This window comes from Promicromonospora sp. NPDC090134 (assembly GCF_044746965.1).
GTDB lineage: Bacteria > Actinomycetota > Actinomycetes > Actinomycetales > Cellulomonadaceae > Promicromonospora.
Window position 1 is genome coordinate 267,357 of the sequence record NZ_JBIVCZ010000009.1, and the last position, 25,294, is coordinate 292,650.

The window sequence follows — 25,294 nt, forward strand, 5'->3', positions numbered from 1 at the left end:
CTCCGTATCGTTCCGGAGCGGCGCTCCGCTTCGATTGTGCCCGGCGGAGTCCCCGAACGCAAAGGACGAGTGATCTCCCATGAGCGGTACTCCCGCAACGACCGACATCCCGGTCGTCCATACCCTCGACGCAGTCGTTGGCCCCGGTGACCCCGTCGTCTCCGTCGCCCCCGTGCGTCTCGACGCGCCCGGCCGAGCGCTTTCCCTCGACGTGCGCGTCTCCGCCCCCGTGACCGGGCAGCACCTCCCGGTGCTCCTGTTCTCGCACGGCAACGGCTGGTCGCTCGACGGCTACGCACCCCTGACAAGCTTCTGGGCGTCTCGCGGGTTCGTCGTCGTCCAGCCGACGCACCTGGACTCCCGCCGCGACGGCATCGCGTTCGACCACCCCGGGTTCGGCCAGGTCTGGACCGAGCGGCGCGCCGACCTCGTACGGACCATGGACCAGCTCGAGACGATCGAACGTGCGGTGCCCGGGCTTGCCGGGCGGGTCGATCGGGACCGGGTCGTCGCGGCCGGACACTCCTGGGGCGCCCAGACCGTGCAGATGCTGCTCGGCGCCCGCGTTCTCGACAGCACGGGCAAGTCCGGCCAGGACTACGCGGACCGGCGTGTGCAGGCCGGCGTGCTGCTGGCGGCGGCCGGGATCGGCGGCGAAGATCTGCACTCGTTCGCCAAGGAGCACTTCCCGTTCATGAACCCGTCCTTCACCGAGCTGACCACACCCACGCTCGTGGTTGTCGGCGACCACGACCAGTCGAAGATGTCCAGCCGCGGCCCGGACTGGTTCACGGACGCCTATGTCCACAGCCCGGGTGCCACCGACCTGCTGACCCTGTTCGGCGCCGAGCACTCCCTGGGTGGCATCCCGAATTGGGAAGCCGCCGAGACCACCGACGAGAACCCGGAACGCGTCGCGGTCCTGCAGCGACTGACCACCGCCTACCTGCGCAGCGCGCTGGACCCGGCCGATACCGGATGGGCGAAGGCCACCGCAGCACTGGCCGAGACCGGTGCGACAGTCGGTCGCATCGACAGCAAGTAGCCCGGGACGCTCGGTCCTACGGCGCGTTCTGCATCCCTGCCGCGCTGTGGCACCGCCCCCCGGGCGGATGCGCACGGATGTCAGTAATGCACAGACGTGCGAGCATGATGACACGGTCGGCAGGCACCGACCAGATCGGAGTCGGGTGATGCAGCGAGCGCACCAGGTGGTGGTCCTCGTGCTCGACGGGGCGCGCCCGCTGGACGTCGGCATCCCGGCGGAGGTGTTCCATCCGGAGTCCGGGTTCCCCTACGAGGTATCAGCCTGCGGCATCACCGCCGGAACGGTGACAACCCACGGAGACTTCGGCTTCACGGTCCCGCGGGGCCTGGAGGCACTGGCCGACGCGGACACGATCATCGTCCCGGGGTACGTCCCGGCCGGTCGGCCGATACCGGTGGAGGTGCATGAAGCGCTTCAGACCGCCGCGTCCCGCGGGGCGCGCATCGCGTCGATCTGCTACGGCGCGTTCGCCCTCGCGGATGCCGGCCTGCTCGACGGCTTGCGCGCGACGACGCACTGGGACGCCGCGGAGAAGCTCGCGGAGCAGCACCCGCAGATCACGGTCGAGCCGAACGTGCTCTTCGTCGACGAGGGATCCATCCTCACCTCAGCGGGTGCCGCCGCCGGACTCGACCTGTGCCTGCACATCGTCCGGCGCGACCTCGGCGTGAGCCAGGCGACAGAGATCGCACGAGGACTCGTCACCGCGCCCTACCGGAACGGGGGCCAGGCCCAGTACCTGCCGAAGACCAGCCCGGCGGTCCATGGCGAGACCCTCGCCGCGACGCGCGAATGGGCCATGGCGCGGCTCGACCAGCAGCTCACGGTCGCCGAGCTCGCCGCACACGCACGCCTTTCGCCCCGCACGTTCCTGCGCCGCTTCGCCGAAGAGACCGGCAACACGCCGATGCAGTGGATCCTCCGGGCGCGGGTCGACACCGCGCGCGAGCTCCTGGAGAGCACCAAGCTGTCGATCGACCGCATCGCGGACCAGGTCGGCCTGGGAACTGGATCGAACCTCCGGCTGCACTTCCGCCGGCTCCTGGACGTGTCCCCCTCGGAGTACCGCGCCACCTTCGCCGGGCGGAGCTGACCACCGCGATCGGCGCCCAGGCTGCTCGTTCTGCTACGAGATCCGAGGGGGAAGCGCGACCGTCTCGCCCGCCACATCGATCGCGACCTTGCCGTGCAGTGCGTACGACCGCCTGTTCTCCAGGAGCTCGTGAGCCTCGCCGATGCGGGCGAGCGGAAGAGTCGCACCGATGACCGGCTTCACGAGACCACGCTCGACCAGCGTGGTGAGCGCGTCCAGCTTTCCACGGTTCTGTCGCGTGAAGACGAAGTGATAGACGGCGTTCCTGCCCCACGCCTCGATGAGGTTCTGCGGCTGCGCGAGGTCGACGATGCTCACGACGCGTCCGGCATCAGCGAGCGTCAGTGGGCTCCTGGTGAGCGTGTCGCCACCGATCGTGTCCAGGACGACATCGACCCCCTTGCCTCGCGTCAGCTCGGCCACCGCACCCACGTAGTCCGTCGAGGTGTAGTCGATCACCGCGTCCGCTCCGAGAGAGCGCACGAACTCGTGCTCGCTGGCTCTGGCGGTCGTGATCACCCGCGCGCCCATCGCCTTCGCGACCTGGATCGCGATCGTGCCGACACCTCCCGCGCCCCCATGGACGAGGATCGTCTCCCCCACGGTGAGCTGAGCTCGCGTCACCAGGGCCTCCCAGACCGTCCCGCCGACGAGAGTCAGGCTCGCCGCCTCCAGGTGACTGATGTTCTGCGGCTTGTGGCCGACGAGGTCGACGTCGGCGACGTGCTGCTCGGCGTAGGAGCCGGGACCGCCGAAGATCCTGGGGGTGTAGTAGACCTTCGCCTGCACGGAACTCTGTCACGTGGGAGCCGACCTCCTCGATCACGCCGGAGATGTCGTGCCCGATGACCGCCGGGAGCGGCACATGGTCCGCGTAGTCCCCGCGACGGATCTGAATGTCGAGCGGGTTGACGGCAGTCGCACGGATGCGCACCCGCACCTGGCGGGGTCCGACCTCCGGCACGGAGACATCGCGCAGCTCGAAGGCATCGACCCCTCCGAATCGGGTGAGCACAACGGCCTTCATCAGATCAGTCATGGAGATGTTCCTCATCGTTGTCCTGAGTCCGCTACGCGCGCGGATGAGCAGTTCTCGTTCAGGGTCGCGCGCACGATCCACGGACGCCAGAGGCGGCTCTGCCACTATCCGCGAGGAAAGTGACACGCCCCATCCCGGTCGCGAACTTCGGCACCCTCACGGTGCTGCTCGAGGCGCTCCAGGAAGAGCACGCCGACGGCACGATCGACGCTCAGGAGGTCTTCAGCGCCGAGATACCTGAGCGCATCTGCACCGGCGAGCTGGATATCGGCCTCGCTCTGGCCCCGCCGCCCGTCGACGGCGTGGGTAGCGAACTGCTGCGCCGTGAGGCCGTCTCCGCGCTCCTGAGCACGCGCCTGATCGATAGACAGTTTTTATCGTCCGGCGTCGGGACAAGTCTTGGACGTCTGCCGGATGCCCGCCATAGCGTCGTGCCACGCCACGGGAAGGGCTCCGGCCCACTCCGTCGACGCCGGTTCGTCGTGCCTGGAGCAGGTCCCGGCCGGCGTGACCGCACGGCCTCCGGCACAGCCTGGCAAGGAGATCCATCATGAACAACACCGTGATCGGGCGTGTCACTATCCTCGCGAAAATTGGCAGTGCCACCTCTGGAATGTGTGGAACGAGCGCACAACGCTTAGCGGAACTGGTCTCAGAGCGTGTGTTCCACCTCAGAGGCAACTGGCTCCTCGACGGCGTCGGCGTCGGCGTCTGACGACTTACGCCATACCGACCTCGCGTCTACCCATGAAGAACAGAGAGAGAACATGATGGAACACCCCATCACGCCGGTGGAGTACCACCGCGGGCTCGTGAGCGACAAACGCCGTATCGGACGAGGCATCCTCGCAATTGCCCTCCTTATCGGAGGCATGCAGTTCTTCATTCTTGTGCTCGCGATCATCGCCACCCTCATTGACACGGCAATCGGCACGGAGGCCAGGCCGGGGTACACCCCGCTCGTCAACGCTGTCGGTGCGTTCTCCGTGGCACTGCTGATCCCGTGGAGCATGCTGATCCAGCGCTGGCTCTACGGCGTGCGGGGCGGGTCGCTTTCGTCGGTGCTGTCGCACTTCCGCTTCGACATCTTCGGCCGCGCCCTCGTGATCCTCCTTCCGGTGACCGTCCTGTTCCAGATCGTGTACTACCAGACGCCGTTGCCGCAGACGACCTGGACATGGGACGACACGCTCCTTCTCACCGCCACGGCACTCGCCCTGACGCCGTTCCAGGCCGCCGGCGAGGAATACGGCTTCCGCGGTCTCATCCTGCGCGTGGTGGGCAGCTGGACGCGCAGTGCTCGCCTCGGACTCGTGCTCGCCATCATCATCTCGAGCGTGCTCTTCGCCCTGGTCCACGTCTCCACGAGCGGGCTGCTGAACCTCTGGTACATCGTCTTCGCCGTCGGCACCGCGTGGATCACCTGGCGTACCGGCGGGCTCGAGATCGCCGTCGTGCTCCATGCGGTGTACAACACCACGCAGTTCGTCATCGACGCCGCGCTCCAGATCGACCCGAGCGTGGCTACCGACCGCTCCGCCGGCGCGATCGACCTGACCGCCCTCATCCCTGTTCCGCTCATCATCGGCGCCGTCATCGTCGTGGCGATCCGTACGCGACACACGGGGACGGTCCTGATGCCGACGTCGGCAGAGGCTCCTGCGCAGACCTCGATGGTCTAGCAGTTCTTGGAACTCGTCGTACCGGGAGCGCCACACGAGGCGCTCAGGCCTCGCCGCAGCCTCCGGGCCGTTCGGGGTGTCCAGGGGTACACCGTCGAACGTTTGTGTTTGCCCCCACGGCAGATTGTCTACTCACGAGCGGATCACTCGACCCGTCCTCAAGAAAGGTTGTTCATCGTGCGCACACCAGAGGCCGTCACAGGCGGCGACAAGCGGTCGCTCTCGTCGGGAGCCGGACAGTGACGGGGCCCGCAGACCAGGGCTACGCACGTCCCGTTCGCGCCGGTGATGCAGTGGTCGCGCTGCCTGGGACATTGCCCGACCGGCCGTTCGGTGTGCACTTCCGGATGTCGCGCTGGAAGTCCCTGGTCGTCCTGATCGCGGTACCGGTGATACTGCTCCTGGTCCAGATCATCGTGTTCCAACCGGTCGTCCTGATCGAAGGGCCGGCAGATCCGAACAAGCCTGCACTCACACCGCTCACGATCGTCGCGACGGGCCTGAGCACCGCCATCACCGCGTTGCTCGCGACGGTGCTGGTCGCGAGGATGGCGAAGGTGCCGTGGCGTGCGGTGTTCCGGCACACCCGTACCTTCGACCGGCGACGCGTCGGGGTCTATCTCCTTGGATCCGCGGTCCTGGTCGGTCTCGCCGGCATCGTGACAACACTCGTCGCGCCGGGGTCTACCGGACGGGGGGCGTTCGAGATCGGAGCGACCACCATCGCCACTCTCGTCGCCACTCTTCTCTTCACTCCTCTGCAGTCCGCAGGTGAGGAAATTGCCTTTCGAGGAGCGGTGATCCCCGCCGCCGGCTCCTGGTTCCGCAGCGTCCGGCTTGCCATGGTGTTCGGCATCGTTGTCTCTGGGGCGCTCTTCGCAGCGGTTCACGTGTCCCTGGACCCGTGGCTGGTCAGCTATCTGTTCGTCTTCTCCGCGTGCACGGCGATCATGGGTCTGATCAGCGGCGGGCTGGAAGCCGCGATGGCCTTCCACGTCTCCAACAACGTCGTCGCCGGGATCGTCAACGGCCTCTTCGCAGGCGGCGGCTCGTCGGTGATCGACCGTGGCGTCGGATCCGGGCCGGGCGCCTCCCTCATCATCCTCATGGTGATGAACGTCCTGGTCGTCGTCATGGTCTGGCTCGTGGAGCGCGCCAAGCGTTCGAGCTCGGCTCGGAACGGGGGCGAGTCCGTCAGGCGCTCCGCGCCCGAACACAACTGACGGGACACTTGTGGAACCCCGCGGGCACCTGGATGCCCAGCGCATGCCCATGCCGGAGTGGCACGGCCGGCATCGCTCACACGGGGACACAAGGCATAGCGGACGAGCCGCCGGTTCGTTGGCCCGTGGTCGGTTCGCGCCACGGGCCACCGATCCGGACGCCGTCCTGCTCAGCGCGGAACCGAACCTGACAGGGCTGCGCGAAGATCCACTCTGACGTGAGCAAGCAACTCGGTACCGGCGCTGCCGGTATCGAGAGGAAGGATCGTCATGACCGTGCCGATGGACGGCAAGACCTACCGGTTCGACATGGGGTGGCTCAGGGTGAAATTCACTTTCAGCTCATCGTCGCAGGGCAGCTTCGTCGTGGAGGAGGGCGGCGGGCTCACACCGAACGGCCATGCCGAGACCGTCGCCCTCGATCTGAAGAAGATCCGCGACGACGGCTACCTGAACTCGTGGACCGAGGCGTGCGGCACGACTGTGACCCACGTGGTGGATCTCGCGAACGCGACGGTGTACGCCAACGTCACCGTCGACGGCACCCTGTACAACTTCGTCGGAACTATCACGGAGTTGACCGACGTTCCCGCCGCCGACCGCTGCGCCATCGGAAGTGGCCAGACCGAGCGCACCACCGAGATCGTGCTCACCGCGATGCGGGAGCTCTTCGCCGAGAGAGACCTCGCCGCGGTGGGCCGCTATGGGCAGAGCCGTATGCACAGCATTGCCCTGAGCTGCCCGATGGCCGGGAGACGTTGCGTCCCGCCGCGCCCGGCCTGCGGGGATCCTCCTGGGATCTACAGCGCATAGCGGCCCAGGATGATCTGGTCTTCACCCACAGCATCGTCCACGGGTGGGCGCCCGGCCCGGTGGTGATCGTCGACATCTTCCGCCTGGAGAACGGTCGCATCGTCGAGCACTGGGACGTCGTACAGGACCTCGTCCCGACCGGGTCCACGGCCAGCGGGCACCCCGTGGCGTGAACCCGCACAGATCACGTCTCCCTCCGAGAGGACACAGCGATGAACGATCAGGACCAGCACGAGGTGACCGTCCGCGACAACCCCGACGAGAGCCGCTTCGACGTCTTCGTCGAGGACACCCACGCCGGCTTTTCCGTGTACAAGACCGTCGGCGAGACGCAGCGCATCTTCCACCACACGGTGGTCTTCGACGAGTTCAAGGGCCGAGGTCTGGCCGCCATCCTCACCCGCACCGCACTGAGCACCAGCATCCAGGCGGGACACCGCATCGTGGCCGTCTGCCCCTACGTGAAGAAGTGGCTCTCCACGCACCACGACTTCGACGACGCCACCGACCCCGTGCGCCGTGAGCACCTCCGCGCCCTGCGCTGAGCCACGCACCACCTGAACCGGGCACAAGAACACACCAGGCCGCCCGCCACGACACCTCCCGAACTTGCGACACGAAGGACCGCGACGATGACCAGACCCCCGCCCCCGGCAAGCAGGTTCCGCCTCGTGCCGATGGCACCGCGCGACTCCCACGAACCGGGCCGGTCGGCAAGCATCCTCGAGCTGTTCTTCGACCTCGTCTTCGTCGTCGCGGTCAGCATCGCCTCCGTCCAGCTCCACCACGCCCTGACCGAGGGGCACGTGCTCGACGGCCTGCTCACCTACTCCCTGGTGTTCTTCGGGATCTGGTGGGCCTGGATGAACTTCACCTGGTTCGCCACGTCCTTCGACACCGACGACTGGCTCTACCGGTTGCTGACGATCGCCCAGATGGCCGGCGTGCTCGTACTCGCCACGGGCATCGAGCCCGCCTTCACCGACGCGGACTACACCCTGCCGGTCGTCAGCTACGTGGTCATGCGCCTGGCGATGGTCGCCCAGTGGCTACGCGCTGCACGCTCGCACCCGTCCGTCCGCCGCACCGCCCACGTCTACGCCGTCGGTATCGCGACGGTCCAGGCCCTCTGGCTCGTGCAGCTCACGCTGCCCGACGTACCGGGCACGATCACGCTGGTCCTGCTCATCGTCGCCGAGATCGCCATCCCGATCATCGCCCAAAGACAGGGCACCACGCCGTGGCATCCCCATCACATCACCGAGCGCTACGGCCTGTTCACGCTCATCCTGCTCGGCGAGAGCCTGCTCGGCTCTGCCAACGCGATCATCGAGGCCGTCCACGACACCGACGCCCTCGCACCGCTCATCTCGATCGCCGCACTCGCGTTCATCGTGACCGCCGCCCTGTGGTGGATCTACTTCTGGCCGCCCCACCACCTGTCGATCACCAGCTTCGGCGGGACGCTGCGCTACGGCTACGTCCACTACTTCGTGTTCGCCGCCGCCGGCGCGCTCTCCGCGGGTATCGAGGTCCAGATCGACGCCCTGACCGGGCACAGCGAGCTCAGCGACCTGGCCGCCTCCTACACCGTGACCATACCCATCGCGATCTTCCTCGCGGGCATCTGGTGGGTCGCGATCCGGGACCACGCCGACCCGCTCGTCAACACCGTCGTCCCACTCGCCGCGGTCCTGGTCCTGTGCGACCCGTTGATCCCCGTCCCCGTCACCCTGACCGCCGTGATCCTCGTGCTCGTGATCGTCGTCCTGGTCCTGCACCCACCCGTGAGCTCACCGGCCGCACCGCCGCCAGATGCGGCACGCACGTGGCGCCGTGGTCCGGCGCGCTCGTGACGCCCTCCCAGGACAACCGAGCCGACCTGCAAGCAGGCGTTGTTTCTCCGGAGCTGGCCGTGCTGTCCCAGCCCTGCGCGTCAACGGACGTGCCGGCTGGCTTCAGCGCGGTCGCCGCACCCCTGCGCGACAACGATCGTGCGCTCCTGACCATCTGCGCCAAGATCTACTCGGAGGAGTCGATGGACGCGGTGCGGCAGATCCTCGAGTCGGATCCCAACCCGGAGCTCGACGAAGCATTCCGTGACCTTCCCGAGGACGCCGACGACACCACGCGTCAGGCCCTCGCCGAGCGGCTCGCGCCGATCGTCAGGAGGCCGGGCGCCGACCGGACGGTCAAGCTCGTGCCCAAGACGACCACACCGCATCAGATCGCCGCGGCTCGGAGCACTTTCGAGCACGCCCTCGAAGCGCTCTACTACCGGACGCAGCTCGACGTGCTGCGCCGCGCACGCCAGATCGTCACGGGACACGAACGAAACACGGGAGCGCAGGTACGGGGAAGGCGCCTCGGTGAGTCGCCGCGGCAGAAGCATGAAGGAGACCGGAGCCATGACCGCACGCTGGAACGACCGCCGTCTCGTCAAGCGCGTGAGGCCGGGCGACGGGCGGCAGCTGGAACCGTTCCGTTGGTGGCAGATGACACGGCGGTCGGTGCTGTCGATCACCCTGCCCGCTGACCCGGCGACGCCTGGAGACGAGGCGTCGGTGTACACGATCGAGGTCAAGCACGGCGGCGATCCTGAGACGTGGGAGGTGTTGGCAAGTCTCTACCGCGACGGCAGGCACCTGGCCGAATCGAAAGTGCCGGCGCTCTTCCCTGTTCCAGGCGGGCGCATCGACGTACGCACGAGCGAGGTGGGGATGCGTCGAGCGCACTTCGTTGCCGACGACGGCACGGAGTATCGACTTGAGCCAGACCCTAGGTCTGCAGAGGGGCGCCGCATGCGCTTCGCGCGCGAGCATCCTGCAGCGAGCAGGCTCATCGGCGCGGTCTCTATCGTCTTGCTGCTCGTCGGCATCGGCCTGAACCTCTTGCAGATCGCCGAGCCGCTCTCCGAGATTCCGCCCATCGCGGACACGATCGGCACGTTCGAGTCTCCCGTGCATCTGCCGCTGTGGCTCAACGTCGCGCTCGGCTTCGGCGCTGCCGTAGGCGCCACCGAACGCGCTATGCGGATGCGATACCACTGGCTGCTCGACAGCGGCGCCGGCATCTGAACCCACAGGGCACGCTCTTCGAGCCCCGCCACTTATCGAACGAACACGGCTGGGCGAGCTCGTCCCCAACGGTCGTTTCGAGACGGTTCCCGACGTCCCGCACGACTTCTGGCACACCCACCCAGAACTGTGGCGCGAGGTCGTCACCGCAGCCTGCCGCCCATCGTGACCGGAGGGCAATCACCCAAGGCCCTCGGGGTAGCGGCGTCGGGTCTGCACTCCTGGGACTGCTGCACAGCCTGGTGACACCGTCTGCCTGGCGTGGCTTGCCATCCGCACGCGGACGTCAATGTGCCGGAATTGCAGGGTTTACCACCTGTCGGATCTGACAGCACTACCCCGGCTCGCCCACCACAATGGGTTCCGGTGTCGATGAATCAGCGGTCGATGCTGGCCATGTTGGCCTCGTCATGGCGCGCCCCCGCGGCGGGCTCCAGCGAGTTCAACCGGTCGAGCTGTGCCGCGGTGAGGACGACGGCGTCCGCGGCGGTGTTCTCCTCCACGCGGGTGACGCGACGAGTACCGGGAATCGGAGCGATGTCCTCGCCCCGAGTCAGTAGCCACGCGAGGGCGGTCTGGGCTGGGGTCGCGCCGATCTGGGCGCCGATGGCCTGGACCTCGTCGACGAGCGCGAGGTTGCGCTGGAAGTTCTCGCCGGTGAACCTGGGGTTGGTCTTGCGCCAGTCGTCGTCGGCGAAGTCGTCGACGGTACGGATCTGGCCGGTCAGCAGCCCGTGGCCGAGCGGAGAGTATGGGACGAGGCCGATGCCGAGCTCGCGCAGGAGCGGCAGGATCTCCGCCTCCACGTCTCTCGTCCACAGCGAATACTCGGTCTGCAGCGCCGTGACCGGCTGCACCGCGTGGGCGCGACGGATGGTCTCCGCGGATGCCTCGGACAGGCCGAAGTGGAGTACCTTGCCCTGGGCGATCAGGTCGGCAACGGCCTGCGCGGTCTCCTCGATCGGCGTGTTCGGGTCGACGCGGTGCTGGTAATACAGGTCGATGTGGTCGGTGCCGAGCCGCTTGAGGGAGCCCTCGACCGCTGCCTTCACGTTCGCGGGGCTGCTGTCGGTGACGCCGGGACCACCGCCGGAGTGGGAGACGAGTCCGAACTTCGTGGCGATGACGACGTCGTCGCGGCGGCCCGTGATGGCCTCACCGACGATCTCCTCGCTGAGAAACGGTCCGTAGATTTCCGCGGTGTCGATGTGGGTGACCCCGAGGTCGAGCGCGCGGTGGATCGTGCGGATCGACTCGCCGTTGTCCAGGGCGCCTTCGGAGGTGTAGGTGCCGGCCATCGTCATAGCACCGAGGCCGATGCGGGAGACCTTCAGGCCACCCAGGTCTGCGTTCTTCATCAGAGTTTCCTTGCTTCCCTCTTCGGTTCACCGCGCCCGAGAACCCGGTGACGTTGTGTGGATGCGTCCAGTCAATGTCACGCGCGACCGCGGAGGGAGACCCTGTCTATGGGGTCACTGATAGTGACTCCCTACCGATGGGTCGGTCGCTTAGCGTCGAGGCCATGGGCATCCGGAACGACATCCGTAAGGTCCTGACCACCAGACGGACCAGGCTCACACCCGACCAGGTCGGCCCGCCCGACTTCGCCGGCTGCCGGCGGGGCGACGTCACTCTCGGCACCGGCTCCAGTTGCCGCTGGCCAGCGACTCACCGAGTACGGCGCGATGCGTCGTGCACATGTGCGCCAGGGCGACGTCGTGCTGATCACGGCCGCGACCTCCGGAGTCGGGCTGCTCGGAATCCAGATCGCGCACATCCTGGGCGCGGGCAGAGTCATCGCCACCACACGTCGCGCTGCGAGACGCGGACTGCTTGAGCGAGCAGACGCCGACCACGTCATCGTCACCGACGAGGAAGACATGGCCGCGCGAGCGTTGGAGCTACCGGCGGTGTCAGTTCCTGCTCGGACACCCCACCCGTTCCCGTGTCCTCGCCTACGAAGACGGCGTCGCGCACTACGCCGCCAGTGAGATGCTGACCGACGGCTCAGATATGCGCTACGAGCGTCCCGGCGGCGTCTTTTCCGCAGAGCCCGGGCACACGAGGCTCACGCCTGCCCAAGCACGCGAAATAGCCGCCGACTTCGTCCAGACCGGTCGGGCCTCGGACCAGATCACATGGGCCGAGCAACCGATTGACTGACGACACGCTCTGCCACCCGGACCGCACCAGCAGTGCCCCGCCCACCAAGGAAATCCGGCTCAAACCGAAGGTTCGCGCGGGATGAGAAGGACAGCGGCGAGTGGGTCCCAGAGAGCGACTCCACGCAGATATGTGCGGGAATCGCAGGGTTTACAACATGCCAAATGGGACGGCACTATTCGCGCTGATGAGGCCACGAATCGCTCTAGAGCGTCCCGCCAACTGCGTACCAATAGGCCGTCGGGGGGCAACTCGATCCACGTCTGCGCGGCCGATGTGTTGTCGAGGTCGCCCGAGATCCAGGCAGGCAAGAACGCAACACTCAGAACGACGTTGCACCAGGTGAGAGGTCATATGGCCGCTCAGGCAAGTTCGCCGACGCCGGAGCCCAGCTTCGCCCACCCCCCACTCACGGGAGGAACCGCGCGACCAGGCGATTCCGCCACCTTCCGCGCGATCCAGTGCCGCACGCGGCGGCGTCAAGGCTGGCCGCAGGCCACCCGGCCTTGACGCCACCACGACCGGCACCATCATCAGAGCCTCTCAGCGGCGGAATCCCACACCCCCGACAACCGGTCCCCCATACCGTCGAGGTGCGGCACCATCAGTCGCCCAGTTCAGCGCAGCCGTTTACGGATCGTTCCTCGTCGCGTGTGGATGCGCGAGATCGGCGCGGCGCTCGCGATGGTCGCAGCGATCGCAGCGATCGTCGGCTGGGGGTTCGTCGCGGGTCGCCGCACCGGCGGGACGGTTCTTCGAGCGGGCCCGTTTCGCTGTGGTCGAGGGAGCGCTCAGGGTCGGGCCGCTGCTGCTCGAGAGGCTGGTCCACTGACCGCCGGCACCGTGCGCCACAGCGGAAACACCCGTCGACGCTACCGCCTCCCGTGGGGGCGGCGGCCGGCGGCATAGGCGACGGACTCGCCGATCGCCGTACCGATAAAGCCCCCGACGACCACATCACCGGGGTAGTGGACGCCGGTGTGGACGCGGGAGTAGCCAACGAGGTACGCCAGCGCCCGCACGTAACCGGCCACGCCGGGCATCGTCCGCGCCACCGCGGCCACGAAGGCGAACGCCGACGCCGCGTGCCCCGAGGGGAAGGAGGGCGACGTCGGCATCGGGACCTGGCGGGTTGCCGACACACGCGCTGCCGCCCGGTCCGGCCGGGCGCGTCGACCGAGCAGCTTGAGCACGACGTTGACGACCAGGGAGTTGACCGCCACCGCCGTCAGCGCCGTGACAGCCGTGCGACGACCAGCCGGCCCGCCCAGCACCGCGATGAGCGCAGCGATCCCGATCCATAGCTTGGAGTGGTCCGCAATGTTGGACAGGCGGCGGAGCGGCTCGTCGAGCGTAGGCGTCGCGGTGCCAGCGATAGCAAGGTATGTCGTCAGGTCGAGCCGCGCCAGGTCGTCGAGCACCGCCGGTGGCGCCGTGTCGTGCTCCTGAAGACTCGCGGCGAGACGCTCCGCCGGCGGCCCGGCAGGAAGCGGCGCCGCTGCCGAGGGGGGCGCAGGTTCGTCGGCACCGACAGCAGGCATCATCGGACCGCGTCCGAGCGCTCGTCATCGAGGTCAACAAGCCCCTGGAAGCAGCTTGTGCTGGTCAGACCCATCGTCGTCTCCTCGTAACTGAGCGCCGCCGACGATCCGACGATGCCACTGGATCTGCGCCGGGACAAGTGGCGCGCTCGTCCCGGTGGCGCCCTGGCTCCTCGACATCAGCGGGGACTAAACTGCATTCCGTAGCCTCCATCACCATCCCTAGGGGGCGGGCTTCTTGGCGGCGTCCTCGGAGGCGAGCGGATGAGCAGGCGTGTCGAACCTGCGAAGGAGCAGGCCACTGGGCGGTTGCGGGTGCTGAGTGTGGATCGGCCGTGATCGTCGACTCCGCGCGGTACCAGGCAGGCGCTCGCGACGCAGAGGCACTGGGCGTCGCCGATGCCGCTCGGCTGGCCCGCCGAGGGCAGGGATTCGTATGGCTGGCGGTCAGCCAGCCCGCTCGCGAGGAGCTCGACGAGCTCGGTAAGTACTTCGGGCTCCCTGCGCTCGCCGTCGAAGATGCGCTGGAGGCGCACCAGCGCTCGAAGCTGAAGGCGTACGGCGACTGCCTGTTCGCCGTCGTGAAGACGGTCCTCTACGACGAGGCCACGGGACAGCTCGACGTCAGCGAGCTCAACGTCTTCGTCGGAGCGCGCTACGCGCTCGTGCTCAGCCGCACGGCCGGCGACGTCTTCGGCGGGATCCGCCGGCGCATAGACGGGCACCCGCTGGTCACGGCGCTCGGCCCGATGGCCGCCCTGTGGGCCGTGCTCGACACGGTGGTCGACGCCGGGGAGCGCGTGGTCGACCTCCTCATCGACCGCGCCGAGCAGATCGAGCAGGCCGTCTTCCAGCAGGATCATGACCAGAGCGAGGCCATCTACCTGCACCACCGCCAGGTGGACCGGCTCGGTCGGGTGGTCCATCCCATGCTCGCCGTGTTCGACGGCCTCGGGCGTGGCGAGCCGGTGATGTCCCCGGACGGCGTGCGAACCGTCCTCCGGGAGGCGGGCGACCACGCTCGCCGTCTGTCCGAGGAGGTGGAGCTGCTCTCGGGCCGCCTCGACGGTCTGCTCAGCGCCAACCTGGCGCGCGTCAGCGTCCGGCAGAACGTGATCATGCAGAAAGTCTCGGCGTGGGCAGCGATCGCGGCCGTTCCCACGATCATCGCCGGGATCTACGGCATGAACTTCCGCCAGTTCCCCGAGCTCGGCTGGCCGTTCGGCTATCCCTTCGCGATTGCGGTCATGGTCGCCGCTGTTGGCGCGCTCCACTGGAACTTCCGGCGGGTCGGTTGGTTGTGAGGGGATTGCTATGAACGCCCCGAAGCTGCCCCGGCCCAGTGCCTTGCGCCACGGATGGGCGTCGGCTGCCCCATTGCGACGGTCCGTGCTCTTCATCAACCCGACGTCCGGGGGAGGAAAGGCGGTACGCGCCGACCTCGCCGCGCGGGCCAGGGCGCGCGGAATCGAGGTCGTCACCTTAGGCCCGGACGCGAGCCTCGACGAGCTTGTCGAGCACGCCGTGAGCGACGGCGCCGACGGCCTCGGCGTCGCTGGCGGCGATGGCTCGCTCGCAGTGGTCGCGACCGCGGCTATCGCCCACGGGCTGCCCTTCGTGTGCCTCCCGGCCGGTACCCGCAACCACTTCGCCCTGGACCTCGGTGTGGACCGGCGCGACCTGGTGGGCGCGCTCGAGGCGTTCACCGACGGGGTCGAGCGCCGGATCGACGTGGGCGAGGTCAACGGGCGCCTGTTCCTCAACAACGTCTCGATGGGAATCTACGGCGACGCGGTTCAGCACTCCGAGTACCGCGACGCGAAATTGCGGACCCTCGCAGAGACGGTACGGGCCGTGCTCGGGCCAAGCGGGGCCGCCTCCGCATTGCAGGTCATCGACGAGCGAGGTCGCCCGTACCCGTCCCCGGCCGTCCTGCTCGTGTCCAACAACCTCTACGCGCTGAACCGGCCGCTCGTCACCGGCACCAGGCACACCCTGGCCGGCGGACAGCTCGGCGTCGTGGTCCTCGACCAGCCGCACGGACCCGGTCCGCCGGCCGGCCGAGCGTGGACCGCCGACTCGGTGGTCGTCGACGCGCTCGAGCCGGTCCACGCGGGGATCGACGGCGAGGCGATCACGCTGCAACCACCGCTGAGGTTTCTGATCCGCCCTGCGGTGCTGCGCGTCCGGATCTCCGCACGTCATCCGGGGGTGTCGCCGTCCGGGCGGCTGACGCCATGACCGATGCCCCATTGGGCACATCCGCGGGCCTGGTACACCGGGGGAAGGGCCGGCTGACCCCAGGGCGCCTCTGTCCGCAGCTACTGGCGCGACCAGCCATATCGGCCCGATCAGCAACATCATGCTCAGCACGGTGTGGTCGGCGACCCTGTTCGCGAACGAGGTCACAGGGATAGACGGGGTCTCCGGCGGGCGGCTGACCCTCGGCATCGGGGCAGGCATCCGGCCCGACGATCTCGTCGTCGAGGGTCTAGGTGCGATGTCCCGGGGGGGTGTTCCGGGGTACGCGGCGCGAGTCGCCCCTGCTTGAAGCGGAGCCGTCGTTCCGATACTCAGGGACGTCAGGACGACGGTGAAACCGACGGCTCCGGCTCGGGCTCACCCACGAGCACCGTCACGGTGACACCGAGACGCAGCACTGTCCGCGCCCCCGGTGCCGTGCCGACCACCGGGACGCGCGGCGATGTCCCCGCAATGTCGGGCATCGCTTCGAAACCCGCGGACTCCAGCTCTGCCGTCGCGGCCCCCAGCGTCATGCCCGTCACCACGGGCACCACGTTCCGCCCGCTCGACACGGTCACGTCCACGCCTGTGCCCGTCGGCACCGAACGCCCCGCCGCGGGCCGCTGATCAAGCACCCAACCGGACACCTCAGAGGAGTTCGCGCGCGTCACCTCTCCGAGTGTCAGGCCCATCTCGCGCAGCGCCGTCTGCACCTCGGCGAGTGTCCCGGCCAGAACCGGCACCGCGACCTGGCCGTCATCGCTCGGCGGCGCCGCGGCGGTCACGCGCCCAGAAGGTTCGGGTGATGGCGACGGGCTCGCCGTCGGCGCCGCGGCGGTCTCGCTCGGGGACGGCGACGGGTCCGTCGACGGCGACGCCGAGGCCGTCGGGCTCGCCGTCCGCGACGCCGAAGGAGCCGACGTCGGAGCCGCGCTGGCGCTCGGCGAGGGCGAGCTCCCGACCTGCGGCAGGCCGGGAGCGGCGACGGCGGCCCACACCGCGATCCCCGTGACCAGCAGGCCGAGCAGCACCGCACCGACGCCCGCGGCACCGCCGCGGCCCCGCGCGGCAGGAACCGGCTCAGGCTCGGCTGGGGTCAGGTACTCGAGGTCGCCCGTCCTGCGCTGCCCAGCGCCGCCGCCTCGTACGTCGTCCGCATCGGCACCGGCGGCACCATCCACCCGGACGGAACCCGACCCGTCTCCCACCCCGCTCTCGTCGACCCCCGCCGCACCGGCCCCCGCGGAACCGACGCCTCCCGCACTCCCGTCAAGACCAGCGGACCCGGCACCGGCCAGCCCAGCACCTGTCGCGCCCTCGTTCGTCAGGTCGGGCCGGCCCATCGCCTCCGTGAGCGCCGCCCGCATCTCGTCGGCGTCCCGGAACCGTCGCACCGGGGTCTTGTTCATGGCGCGCGTCACCACGCGATCGAGGGCCCGGGCGGCAGGGACCAGCGCGGACGGTACGGGTGGGGGCGCCGACACGTGCGCATGGAGTACCTGGGCGTCGGTGTCGCGCGGGAAGGGCGGGCGGCCAGTGAGCAGGTGGTACAGCAGCGCACCCGCCTGGTAGAGGTCGCCGGCCACGCGGACAGGCCTGCCCTGTGCCTGCTCGGGCGACATGAACTGCGGGTTGCCGACGACGGTTCGCTCGACGCCGCCGGCGGCGGTCCGGAGGTCCCCGCCGGACGCACCTGCTTGACCGGCCCGACCGGCGACGACGGTCCTTCCATTCGGCTCGCTGGCAGAACCTCCCCGTGTCCGGTCCCGGGCGGCATCAAGGACCACGGTCACCGCGGACCCGTCCGCCCCGGGTCCGATCCGCAGCACGTCCTCGCCCGCGCGCAGCACACCGCGGCCGACGGCGGTGCGCCCGGCGGCGTCGGCCAGCCCGAAGTCGACGAGCCGCACGTGCTCCGCTCGGAGCGCCTGAGCGGGGACCGCACGGTGCAGCAGCACGTTCGCCGGGGAAACGTCGCGGTGCACCAGCCCCGCGGCGTGCGCGGCCGTTAGCGCGGCCAGCACGCCGTCGAGCACCGCGGCGGCCTGGGCCGGGGGCAAGGGTCCGCCGGCGGCGACCCGCTCCCCCACGCTGCCGCCGTCGACCAGGTCCAGCGCGATCCAGGCGAGCACGGTCCCGGCATCCTCGTGGACGCCGGAGTCGTGCACGGCGGCGATGTTCGGGTGCCGCAGCTCCTGCGCTGCCCGGGCCTCGGCGAGAAAGGCGTCGCGCGACGCGGCGTCGGCGCTCAGGTGCGGGTGCAGGATCTTGAGCGCGACCGGGCGCCCCGCGGAGGTGTCGGTGGCGGCGAACACCGACGCCGTCCCACCGACGCCGAGCAGGTCCCCGAGCTCGTACCGTCCGCCGACCAGGGACCCGTCCGTCACCCGAACCGGCCGTTGACGTAGTCGTAGGTGCGCTCGTCCTGCGGTTCGGAGAACATCGCCTCGGTGTCGCCGTGCTCGACGATCGCGCCGGGTGTGCCCTGCGCCGCCAGGAAGAAGGCGCACTGCTGCGACACGCGCTGCGCCTGCTGCATGTTGTGGGTGACGATCACGATCGTCACCTCCTTCTGCAGCTCCACCATGGTCTCCTCGATGACGCGGGTGGAAGTGGGGTCCAGTGCGGAGCAGGGCTCGTCCATGAGCAGGACCTTGGGCCGCACGGCCAGGGACCGCGCGATGCAGAGCCGCTGCTGCTGGCCGCCGGACAGACCGCCGCCGGGCTGGGCGAGCCGGTCCTTGACCTCCTTCCAGAGGCCGGCCGAGGTGAGCGACCGCTCCACGAGCTCGTCCTTCTCGGCGCGCGACGCGCGCACGCCCGTGAGCTTGAGGCCCGCCACGACGTTGTCGTAGATCGACATCGCCGGGAACGGGTTCGGCTTCTGGAAGACCATGCCGATGTCCTTGCGGGCGTCCTGGATCTTCTTGCGCCGGTCGTAGATGTCGTCGCCGTCCAGGCGCACCTCGCCCGCCAGGGCAGCGATGGGCACCAGCTCGTGCATCCGGTTGAGGATGCGCAGGAACGTCGACTTGCCGCAGCCCGAAGGACCGATCAGCGCGGTCACCTGGCCGGCCGGCATGGTCAGCGACACCCGTTCCAGCACCTTGTGCGAGCCGAACCACGCGGACACGTTCCGCGCGTCCAGCACCGACAGGTCGCGGCCCGACGGCGGCTGGTGCGCCGCACCCGGCGCTGCGGGCCGGCCGGTCCCCGCACCAGGGCTCGTCGGCGACGCCTCGGACGGCGGGGCCTGCGACGGCACGACGGGTTCGGCCGCCGGCAGCGCGGCGGTCCGCCCGACGTCGGCGGGCGCCGTGTCGACGGCACCGGCGGTCTGGTCCTCTGCGGTCATGTCAGGTGTCCTCTCAGAGCAAGTTCGGCAGCGCGTCCATGACGATGTCGGCGCAGGTCACGCCGAGCGCGAGCAGCACGGGAACGCCGATCAGCCAGGCGTGCCACCGCCCCCACGACGTCCACAGCCACCACAGGGCCACCCCCGCGGCGGCGAAGAACACGAGCACGAAGAACGCGGTGAACCAGGCGCCCTCGTCGCCGGCCATCTCCCGTTCGTCGGCGGGCAGCGCGGGTTCGGCGAGCACCTTGGTGGGCGTCTCCTGCACGTCGGAGACCAGCTGCGCGTCCACGTGCAGCACGCCGGACGGGAACAGCTCGAGCCCGTCGGCGGTCATCAGCTCCAGGCGCCCCTGCCCGGGGCCGAGCGGCTCGGGCAGCGGGTCGCCCGCGCGGCGCAGGCCGAACACCTGGAAGGTGTGCGTGCCCTGGCCGGTGGTCACCCGGATCTCGTCGCCGGGCACGAGCCGGTCCAGGCTCGCGAACGGCCCGCCGTAGCTGAGCTGGCGTCCCAGGATCACGGACGTCCCGGCCTGGCCGGGCAGCACCGTGTCGCGCCGGTGGCCCGGGCCGGACCGCAGCACCCGCGACGTCGAGCTCTCGGCCACCACCTCCGAGGCGCCGATCGCCGGGATCTCCAGCAGCGCGACGGGTGTGCCCGGCTCGACCAGGTCGCCGTTCAGGTCGAGCTGGCCGACCGGCGTCTCGGCCTTGGCCAGCGAGGTCCGCAGCTCGTCGTAGGCCAGCACCTGGGCCCTGCTGTGCTGGGCCGCGGAGAACATCGCCGCGTGCGCTACGAACGCCAGCAGCAGCAGCGACACCGTCAGGATCGCGGCGCCCGCCCACCAGCGGCCGTCGCGCGGGACCAGCTCCCGTGTGCCGGCGGCGGCCGCTGCCGCAATCAGGCGGGCGTTCCGGTACCGAGCGCCGAGCGAGTTGCGCACCGCGTACGGGTTCGCCGCGTCGCTCTGCGCCGGGCTGGGGTTGTCGGGCAGGTGCTGCTCGTCATTTTCGGTCGCGTTCGTCACCGGGTTGCTCATGCCGTCACCCCCGCGTCGCCGACGGCCGGCAGGCCCGCGCCCGGCGCGCGCATCAGGCGCACCACGTAACAGCCGCCGACGCCGAGGCCCACGAGCCCCACGCCGCCGCCGGCCCACCAGGCCCACGCCGGTATGCCCCCGGCGCCCGAGGCGTCACCGGCCGACCCCACCAGGAGCTCCGCCAGCGCGACGTCGCCGCACCAGCCCGTGAGCTGCAGCGCGTGCGGGCCCGACGTCGTCCCCGACGGGACGGTGAGGACTGCCTCGACCACGCCCGCGCCGTCGGCCCGGATCGTCTCGACGATCTGCGGCGCGGCGAACAGCACGAGCTGGATCTTCTCGTCCTTGCCGAACCCATCCGCGGTCACGGTGACCTGCTGTCCGGCCAGGTAGACGTCCTTGTCCAGCCCTGCGGGCTCGCCGTCCGCGGCCGGCTCCTGCGGGACCGCGGGCTCGGCGGGCTCGCAGGCCGGGTCGTCCGACGGCGCGGGGTCGGGCGGGTCGGTGGGGTCAGCGGAGCCGCCGCCGTCACCCGTCCCGCCACCGTCACCGTCACCACCTCCTCCAGCACCGCCCCCGGCTCCCCCGCCGTCGCCCGGGTCGCCGTCGCCCGGGCCATCACCCGGCGCGCTCGGCCCCGGCGTCGGATCGTCGGTCGGCTCACCTGTGGACTCGTCCGTGGGCTTGTCCGACGGGTCGGTTCTCGGGATCGTCACGCTGATCCCGGTGTCCTCGGACTCGTCGGCGTGCCCGACGCCGGCCGGGCCGAGCAGGAGCACGACGGCGGCCAGGGCGACCCCGGTGAGCCGCAGGTGCCGGAGTCTCATCGCAGGGCCTCGCTCTCGTGGTCGCTCGCGTGGCCGGCGGCCGGGCCGGCGCCGACCGCCACCGACCCGGCCTCGGCGAGCGCCTCCGCCCGGACACGCTCGGTGTAGGCGGCGAGCTCCTCGCCCAGCAGGCGCCGGGACCGGCGCCGCCAGGCCACGACGCCCCAGGCCGCCGCAGCCAGGACCAGCACGATCCCCGCCAGCGGCCACGGCACTGCCCACGCCTGCGCCGCCGCCCTCACCGGCGCGGGCAGCTCGTCCTCGTCCGAGCCCTTGCCCGGGCTCTCGGCAGCGACGGGCGTGACCGTGAGGTCGGCGAACAGGAGCAGCGCGGGTGCCACGCCGGGTACCTCGGCCACGACGTGGGCGGTGCCGCCCGGCACCAGGTTCTCGACCGGGTCGACGTCGGCCGACCCGAGGTCGATTCCGAAGGGCCCCGTGATCCGCACCTCCGGGTCGCCGGAGAGCCGGGTGTTGCCGGTGTTCGTCAGGTCGAACCCGACGGTCGCGCTGCCGGCCCCGAACGGGTTGGCGACACCGTCGAACCCGGCCACGACGCCGGTGACGGCTAGCTCGGGCTGCACCGGCCCGTCGACCCGCAGGTAGATGCGGGTGCCGACCCGCTGCTCCACCTGCACGGCCGAGCCGTCGCCGCCCGCGCCGCCCGAGCGGAACGAGGCAACTATGCCCGCCGCGTGGTCACCGGGCGTTGCGTCGTGCGGGACGGTGATAGTGAACGGGAGGTCTGCCCGGGCGCCCGGCTTCAGCTTCACCTCGACGCCGAGCCCGGCGGCGCAGCCCGCCTCGGCGTCGTCGTCCGTGTCCGGGCAGACGGCGGCGCCCGAGTCCACCGACGTCCACGCGCCCAGGCCGGTGGAGGCCTGGTCGGCGCCGATCAACGTGAAGGCGCCGGTGTCGTAGTCGGTGGTCGCATCCACGCCGTAGACGCGGAACGACGCCGGGCGGTCCGAGTAGTTGGACACCGAGACCCGGTCGCTGACGGTGGTGCCGGGCGCGACGTCATACGTGAGCTCCGTGCGCCCGTCGGGGCCCTCCGGGCCGGAGGGCTGGACGCTCCAGGTCACCTCGCGGTCGTCGGTCGCGCTCGGCAGGGTCGCGCTCGGCAGGGCACGGTGCACGACGGCGGCGGGCGCGAGCGCTGCCGAGACCGGCACTGCCGTGCCCCAGAGGACGGCGAGCGCCCCGGCGGCGAGAGCGCCGGCCGCAAGGGTCCTTCGGGCGATCATCGTGAGGTTCTCCAGACCCGGTCGCGGCCCTGTGCCGGACCGCAGTGTGCGTGCCGGCGCGGCTGTTCTGACAGCGCCGGTCTGGACAGTGGAATCATCGTGACGGCCCGTCCGGTCGGGCAAACATCGCGGAGGCGGAGAGCACGTTGACGTGCGGCGACGCCCAGATGGACAGCGCGTGGACAAGGCCACCCCGTCCCCGACCACAGCGCTCTGACCTGCGGTTTTACCGCGAACCTCGCTGGCGGCACCCGCCGGCCTGCGGCCACCACCGGGACCGTCCGCGCCCCGAGGACCACCCGAATGGATGGGGTGATCCCCGCTCGGACGGAGGGGACGGGCACAGGGGTGGCCCCGGCCCGCCGCGTGCGGACCGGGGCCACCCCCGGAGGTTCTGCCGGCGATCAGGTCGTCAGCAGTTCACGCGGACCTTGTCGGACACCGAGCCGTCGTGCAGCGCGTCGCCCGAGTAGTGCGCGCGGAAGGTGTACGTCTTCCACAGCTTCAGGTCGGTCACCTTGACCGTCGCGACGCCGTCGGTCACCGTGCCGGTCCCGACGGTCTTGCCCGTGGCGACGTCCTTGAACGTCACCGTGCCGGTCGCGGAGTCCGGGCCGATCGTGGCGGTCAGCGTGGCCGACCTCCAGTGCTCCTTGGCCGTCAGCGTCGTGGTGGTGGTCTCCTTGACGTGCTCCCAAGTACCCGTGTTGGTCTCGTCGTTCCATGCGAGCCGGACGTCCACCGAGAAGTACTTCGAGGCGCCCACGCCGTCACCGGCGGGCGGGAACGTGTCGGCCGGGACGTCGCCCGGGTCGCACGTGATCACGTAGGTGGCGACGCCGCTGTGCCCGTCGAACTGGCTTGCGGGGAAGCCGAAGGCGGCCCAGCGGGAGGCCGAGGTACCGGTCCGGAGGATCGCGTTGCCGTCAAGGCCGGAACCGACGATCTCGGAGTCGGCCAGCTTCACCAGCGCGGGCAGGCCGGTGTTGGTGCCGGACACGGCCGACGGCCAGGTGCCGTCCGGCCAGACGAAGAGCACGCGCGAGGAGCCGCGGTACCCCTCCGGGCACCCCACCTCCGTGGCCAGGGACTGGGGGCCACCGGCGGCGGAGATCTCACCGGCGGTCGTGTCGAGGGTGATGCCACCCAGGCGGTTGTCGGCGTCGAGCACGGGGTTCACAGCCTGCGCGGCCGGGGCGGCCAGTGCGGCCCCGACCACGAGGGTCAGCGCGGCCGCGAGCCCCGCGGCCACCCGGCTGACAGTGGTGTGAGACATGAATCCTGCCTTTGCTGTAGAATTCACCCCAAAGGTCACGTGCGACCTGTGCCCTGCGGGCACGGCCCCTCACCCTGGATTGAGCCCCGGGTGAGGGGCCTCCGCATGCGGGCGGGGGACGGCACCCGCACGGGAAACTGGCGGCCGGAGCTGGCGGGCCGGATCAGATGAGGGTCAGCGTGAGCGTTGCCGCGTAGTCGCCGGCCGGGGTGTCGGCAGGAGCGCGGAGCGTGACCCCGGCCCTCACCCGGGTCTCGGACTGGGTGACGCCGGCCGGCGCCTGGGCGAGCGGCTTGTCGGACGAGAGACCGCCACCTGCACCCGGCGTCACGGCCGCGCCGGCGGTGCCGGCGTTGCCGGTCCCGACCAGCTCCGGCTCCCAGCCCAGGGCGGAGCCGTCGATCGCGGCCTCGCCCGGGCCGTCGAAGTCGGAGGTGCGGCCGTTGAGCGTCCACTCCTTGCGGTCCGAGCGGGTGTCCGTGACCCGCACCTCCTGCAGGGCACCGGTGGCCACGAACTCCTCGCCGTCCAGCTCTGCCTCGGCCAGGGCGACCCCACCCGGGGTGACGGTGAACCGCAGCCCTTGCGCCGACGCCGGGATAGTTACCGTGACCTTGGTCTGCTGCGGTGGGACGGGCTCGCCGACCGTGGTCACCACCGCGTCGTTCGACGTCGAGGAGTTGTGCGTGGTGTCGCCCGCGTACTGCGCGCGGAACGTGTACCGGGTGTCCGCCTCCAGACCGGAGACGTTCACCGACGCGCTGCCGCCCGCCAGCGTGTCCGTGCCGACGGTGGCGCCGGTGGCCACGTTTGTGAAGGTCACCTCGCCTGTCGCGGCGCCCGGGGCGACCGCGGCGGTGAGCGTCACCGACCCGTCGTTGCCTGCGGTCGGGGTGAGCGCCGTGGTGGTATCCACCTTCTCGACGGGGCTGTCTGGGACGGCTTCCCATGTCCCGGCGCCGCCGAAGCCGCCGTCGTTCCACTCGATCCGCACGTCCGTGGAGAAGTACTTCGAGTCGCCCACGCCCTCCTCGTACGGGGGGAAGGTCTCGTCCGGCGCGGAGCCGGGGTCACAGGTGATCACGTAGGTCGCGACACCGCTGTGCCCGTCGAAATTTTGACCGGTGAAGCCGGTAACGTTCCACCGGGCGGCGAACCGGAGCGAGTTGTTGTCCGGGTTCGCGTTGCGCCGATCGATCGCCGCACCGTCCAGCCCGCTGCCGGCCGGGATCTCGGCGGCGCTGGCCGGGGCGTGCACCAGCGCCGGCGTGTGCGAGACCGACCAGGTGGTCCACGTGCCGTCGGGCCAGATGAACATGACCCGGGAGGAGCGGCGAAACCCCTCGGGGCAGCCGGTCTCGGTGGTGAGCCGCTGCGGGCTTCCCGTTCCGGAGATCTCTCCCTGCTGCACGTCGAAGGTGATCGCGCCGAGCCGGTCGGCCGGGTCGAGGCCAGGCGCCAGCGCCTGGGCGGTCGTGGTGGTCAGTCCGGTCAGGGCCACCGCCACAGCGGCAACCAGAGCAAGCCCCGTGCGAGGGGTCATCGTCTTTCGCATGGTTTTCCTTGTCGTCAGTCGGGCTGGCGGACCGGCGCGCACAGCGCGACCGGGGCGCCGCCCCGACGGGTT

The 25,294-nt window shown here is 70.2% G+C and carries 25 protein-coding genes and 1 pseudogene; 15 read left to right on the forward strand and 11 right to left on the reverse strand.

Translation table 11 applies throughout. The features are described 5' to 3' along the window. Positions 1-79 precede the first annotated feature (79 nt). Both ACIPN7_RS23300 and ACIPN7_RS23305 read left to right on the forward strand, forming a co-directional pair. Positions 80-1,045, forward strand: a complete 966-nt coding sequence (locus tag ACIPN7_RS23300; protein WP_400547939.1) for an alpha/beta hydrolase family protein — start codon at positions 80-82, stop codon at positions 1,043-1,045. A gap of 148 nt (positions 1,046-1,193) precedes the next feature. Beyond that, positions 1,194-2,141, forward strand: coding sequence for a GlxA family transcriptional regulator (locus tag ACIPN7_RS23305; RefSeq protein WP_400547942.1), 948 nt, complete (start codon positions 1,194-1,196; stop codon positions 2,139-2,141). Positions 2,142-2,174: 33 nt separating this feature from the next. On the opposite strand, the gene ACIPN7_RS23310 is transcribed toward ACIPN7_RS23305, so the two are convergent. Together ACIPN7_RS23310 and ACIPN7_RS23315 are read right to left on the reverse strand one after the other, a co-directional pair. Next, positions 2,175-2,930: a zinc-binding dehydrogenase gene (locus tag ACIPN7_RS23310; protein WP_400547945.1), complete on the reverse strand. Its 756-nt coding sequence runs from the start codon at positions 2,928-2,930 to the stop codon at positions 2,175-2,177. A gap of 46 nt (positions 2,931-2,976) precedes the next feature. Then, a pseudogene (locus ACIPN7_RS23315) lies at positions 2,977-3,195 on the reverse strand (alcohol dehydrogenase catalytic domain-containing protein); the annotation flags it as partial. 104 nt (positions 3,196-3,299) lie between these two features. Here ACIPN7_RS23315 and ACIPN7_RS23320 point away from each other — a divergent pair. From ACIPN7_RS23320 to ACIPN7_RS23360, 9 genes are all read left to right on the forward strand, one after another. Further along, the gene (locus ACIPN7_RS23320; protein ID WP_400547948.1) at positions 3,300-3,734 is read left to right on the forward strand and encodes a hypothetical protein; all 435 of its coding nucleotides are present in this window, start codon (positions 3,300-3,302) and stop codon (positions 3,732-3,734) included. Further along, positions 3,731-3,895 carry a hypothetical protein gene (locus ACIPN7_RS23325; protein WP_400547951.1) on the forward strand — a complete coding sequence of 55 codons (165 nt, stop codon included), beginning with the start codon at positions 3,731-3,733 and terminating at the stop codon, positions 3,893-3,895. The genes ACIPN7_RS23320 and ACIPN7_RS23325 overlap by 4 nt, the downstream gene beginning before the upstream one ends. Beyond that, a complete protein-coding gene (locus ACIPN7_RS23330; RefSeq protein WP_400547953.1) occupies positions 3,840-4,862 on the forward strand; it encodes a lysostaphin resistance A-like protein in 1,023 nt (340 codons plus the stop codon). Before ACIPN7_RS23325 ends, ACIPN7_RS23330 begins: the two co-directional genes overlap by 56 nt. Before the next feature lie 293 nt (positions 4,863-5,155). After that, positions 5,156-6,085, forward strand: coding sequence for a lysostaphin resistance A-like protein (locus ACIPN7_RS23335; protein WP_400547956.1), 930 nt, complete (start codon positions 5,156-5,158; stop codon positions 6,083-6,085). Positions 6,086-6,355: 270 nt separating this feature from the next. Beyond that, positions 6,356-6,898 carry a MoaF-related domain-containing protein gene (locus tag ACIPN7_RS23340; RefSeq protein ID WP_400547959.1) on the forward strand — a complete coding sequence of 181 codons (543 nt, stop codon included), beginning with the start codon at positions 6,356-6,358 and terminating at the stop codon, positions 6,896-6,898. 212 nt (positions 6,899-7,110) lie between these two features. After that, entirely contained in the window at positions 7,111-7,443 is a 333-nt protein-coding gene (locus ACIPN7_RS23345) for a GNAT family N-acetyltransferase (protein ID WP_400547961.1), read from the forward strand. An 87-nt stretch (positions 7,444-7,530) separates the two neighbouring features. Further along, positions 7,531-8,754 (forward strand): low temperature requirement protein A, encoded by a 1,224-nt coding sequence (locus ACIPN7_RS23350; RefSeq protein ID WP_400547964.1) that lies wholly within the window; start codon positions 7,531-7,533, stop codon positions 8,752-8,754. After that, positions 8,751-9,434, forward strand: a complete 684-nt coding sequence (locus tag ACIPN7_RS23355) for a hypothetical protein (RefSeq protein WP_400547967.1) — start codon at positions 8,751-8,753, stop codon at positions 9,432-9,434. The genes ACIPN7_RS23350 and ACIPN7_RS23355 overlap by 4 nt, the downstream gene beginning before the upstream one ends. A gap of 28 nt (positions 9,435-9,462) precedes the next feature. Beyond that, the gene (locus ACIPN7_RS23360) at positions 9,463-9,975 is read left to right on the forward strand and encodes a hypothetical protein (protein ID WP_400547970.1); all 513 of its coding nucleotides are present in this window, start codon (positions 9,463-9,465) and stop codon (positions 9,973-9,975) included. Between the two features lie 377 nt (positions 9,976-10,352). On the opposite strand, the gene ACIPN7_RS23365 is transcribed toward ACIPN7_RS23360, so the two are convergent. After that, the gene (locus tag ACIPN7_RS23365) at positions 10,353-11,333 is read right to left on the reverse strand and encodes an aldo/keto reductase (RefSeq protein WP_400547972.1); all 981 of its coding nucleotides are present in this window, start codon (positions 11,331-11,333) and stop codon (positions 10,353-10,355) included. 327 nt (positions 11,334-11,660) lie between these two features. Between ACIPN7_RS23365 and ACIPN7_RS23370 the strand changes: the two genes are divergently transcribed. After that, on the forward strand, positions 11,661-11,966 hold the full coding sequence (locus tag ACIPN7_RS23370) for a zinc-binding dehydrogenase (RefSeq protein ID WP_400547975.1): 306 nt from the start codon (positions 11,661-11,663) through the stop codon (positions 11,964-11,966). A gap of 1,044 nt (positions 11,967-13,010) precedes the next feature. Here ACIPN7_RS23370 and ACIPN7_RS23375 read toward each other — a convergent pair. Next, the gene (locus ACIPN7_RS23375) at positions 13,011-13,559 is read right to left on the reverse strand and encodes a phosphatase PAP2 family protein (RefSeq protein WP_400547978.1); all 549 of its coding nucleotides are present in this window, start codon (positions 13,557-13,559) and stop codon (positions 13,011-13,013) included. Between the two features lie 455 nt (positions 13,560-14,014). On the opposite strand from ACIPN7_RS23375, the gene ACIPN7_RS23380 reads away from it, so the two are divergent. From ACIPN7_RS23380 to ACIPN7_RS23390, 3 genes are all read left to right on the forward strand, one after another. Next, the gene (locus ACIPN7_RS23380; protein WP_400547981.1) at positions 14,015-14,983 is read left to right on the forward strand and encodes a magnesium and cobalt transport protein CorA; all 969 of its coding nucleotides are present in this window, start codon (positions 14,015-14,017) and stop codon (positions 14,981-14,983) included. 85 nt (positions 14,984-15,068) lie between these two features. Further along, a complete protein-coding gene (locus tag ACIPN7_RS23385) occupies positions 15,069-15,920 on the forward strand; it encodes a diacylglycerol/lipid kinase family protein (RefSeq protein WP_400547984.1) in 852 nt (283 codons plus the stop codon). A 19-nt stretch (positions 15,921-15,939) separates the two neighbouring features. Continuing rightward, complete coding sequence (locus ACIPN7_RS23390; protein WP_400548098.1) at positions 15,940-16,230, forward strand: LLM class flavin-dependent oxidoreductase; 291 nt, start codon at positions 15,940-15,942, stop codon at positions 16,228-16,230. A 31-nt stretch (positions 16,231-16,261) separates the two neighbouring features. Here ACIPN7_RS23390 and ACIPN7_RS23395 read toward each other — a convergent pair whose 3' ends face one another. From ACIPN7_RS23395 to ACIPN7_RS23425, 7 genes are all read right to left on the reverse strand, one after another. Further along, positions 16,262-18,310 (reverse strand): protein kinase, encoded by a 2,049-nt coding sequence (locus ACIPN7_RS23395; RefSeq protein ID WP_400547986.1) that lies wholly within the window; start codon positions 18,308-18,310, stop codon positions 16,262-16,264. Continuing rightward, positions 18,307-19,278 (reverse strand): phosphate ABC transporter ATP-binding protein PstB, encoded by a 972-nt coding sequence (gene pstB, locus ACIPN7_RS23400; RefSeq protein ID WP_400547989.1) that lies wholly within the window; start codon positions 19,276-19,278, stop codon positions 18,307-18,309. Before pstB ends, ACIPN7_RS23395 begins: the two co-directional genes overlap by 4 nt. 13 nt (positions 19,279-19,291) lie before the next feature. Beyond that, a complete protein-coding gene (locus tag ACIPN7_RS23405) occupies positions 19,292-20,317 on the reverse strand; it encodes a sortase (RefSeq protein ID WP_400547992.1) in 1,026 nt (341 codons plus the stop codon). Beyond that, positions 20,314-21,144, reverse strand: a complete 831-nt coding sequence (locus ACIPN7_RS23410; RefSeq protein WP_400547995.1) for a hypothetical protein — start codon at positions 21,142-21,144, stop codon at positions 20,314-20,316. The genes ACIPN7_RS23405 and ACIPN7_RS23410 overlap by 4 nt, the downstream gene beginning before the upstream one ends. Then, the gene (locus tag ACIPN7_RS23415; protein ID WP_400547998.1) at positions 21,141-22,391 is read right to left on the reverse strand and encodes a hypothetical protein; all 1,251 of its coding nucleotides are present in this window, start codon (positions 22,389-22,391) and stop codon (positions 21,141-21,143) included. Before ACIPN7_RS23415 ends, ACIPN7_RS23410 begins: the two co-directional genes overlap by 4 nt. Positions 22,392-22,803: 412 nt before the next feature. Continuing rightward, positions 22,804-23,667, reverse strand: a complete 864-nt coding sequence (locus ACIPN7_RS23420; protein WP_400548001.1) for an Ig-like domain-containing protein — start codon at positions 23,665-23,667, stop codon at positions 22,804-22,806. 163 nt (positions 23,668-23,830) lie between these two features. Then, positions 23,831-25,222, reverse strand: a complete 1,392-nt coding sequence (locus tag ACIPN7_RS23425) for an Ig-like domain-containing protein (RefSeq protein ID WP_400548004.1) — start codon at positions 25,220-25,222, stop codon at positions 23,831-23,833. Positions 25,223-25,294 lie beyond the last annotated feature (72 nt).

Coding starts and splice junctions, on each gene's coding strand:
- ACIPN7_RS23300 (WP_400547939.1), top strand. CDS start 80: ATGAGCGGTACTCCCGCAACGACCGACATCCCGGTCGTCCATACCCTC.
- ACIPN7_RS23305 (WP_400547942.1), top strand. CDS start 1,194: ATGCAGCGAGCGCACCAGGTGGTGGTCCTCGTGCTCGACGGGGCGCGC.
- ACIPN7_RS23325 (WP_400547951.1), top strand. CDS start 3,731: ATGAACAACACCGTGATCGGGCGTGTCACTATCCTCGCGAAAATTGGC.
- ACIPN7_RS23340 (WP_400547959.1), top strand. CDS start 6,356: ATGACCGTGCCGATGGACGGCAAGACCTACCGGTTCGACATGGGGTGG.
- ACIPN7_RS23345 (WP_400547961.1), top strand. CDS start 7,111: ATGAACGATCAGGACCAGCACGAGGTGACCGTCCGCGACAACCCCGAC.
- ACIPN7_RS23350 (WP_400547964.1), top strand. CDS start 7,531: ATGACCAGACCCCCGCCCCCGGCAAGCAGGTTCCGCCTCGTGCCGATG.
- ACIPN7_RS23365 (WP_400547972.1), bottom strand. CDS start 11,333: ATGAAGAACGCAGACCTGGGTGGCCTGAAGGTCTCCCGCATCGGCCTC.
- ACIPN7_RS23370 (WP_400547975.1), top strand. CDS start 11,661: ATGCGTCGTGCACATGTGCGCCAGGGCGACGTCGTGCTGATCACGGCC.
- pstB (WP_400547989.1), bottom strand. CDS start 19,278: ATGACCGCAGAGGACCAGACCGCCGGTGCCGTCGACACGGCGCCCGCC.
- ACIPN7_RS23405 (WP_400547992.1), bottom strand. CDS start 20,317: ATGAGCAACCCGGTGACGAACGCGACCGAAAATGACGAGCAGCACCTG.
- ACIPN7_RS23410 (WP_400547995.1), bottom strand. CDS start 21,144: ATGAGACTCCGGCACCTGCGGCTCACCGGGGTCGCCCTGGCCGCCGTC.
- ACIPN7_RS23415 (WP_400547998.1), bottom strand. CDS start 22,391: ATGATCGCCCGAAGGACCCTTGCGGCCGGCGCTCTCGCCGCCGGGGCG.
- ACIPN7_RS23420 (WP_400548001.1), bottom strand. CDS start 23,667: ATGTCTCACACCACTGTCAGCCGGGTGGCCGCGGGGCTCGCGGCCGCG.
- ACIPN7_RS23425 (WP_400548004.1), bottom strand. CDS start 25,222: ATGCGAAAGACGATGACCCCTCGCACGGGGCTTGCTCTGGTTGCCGCT.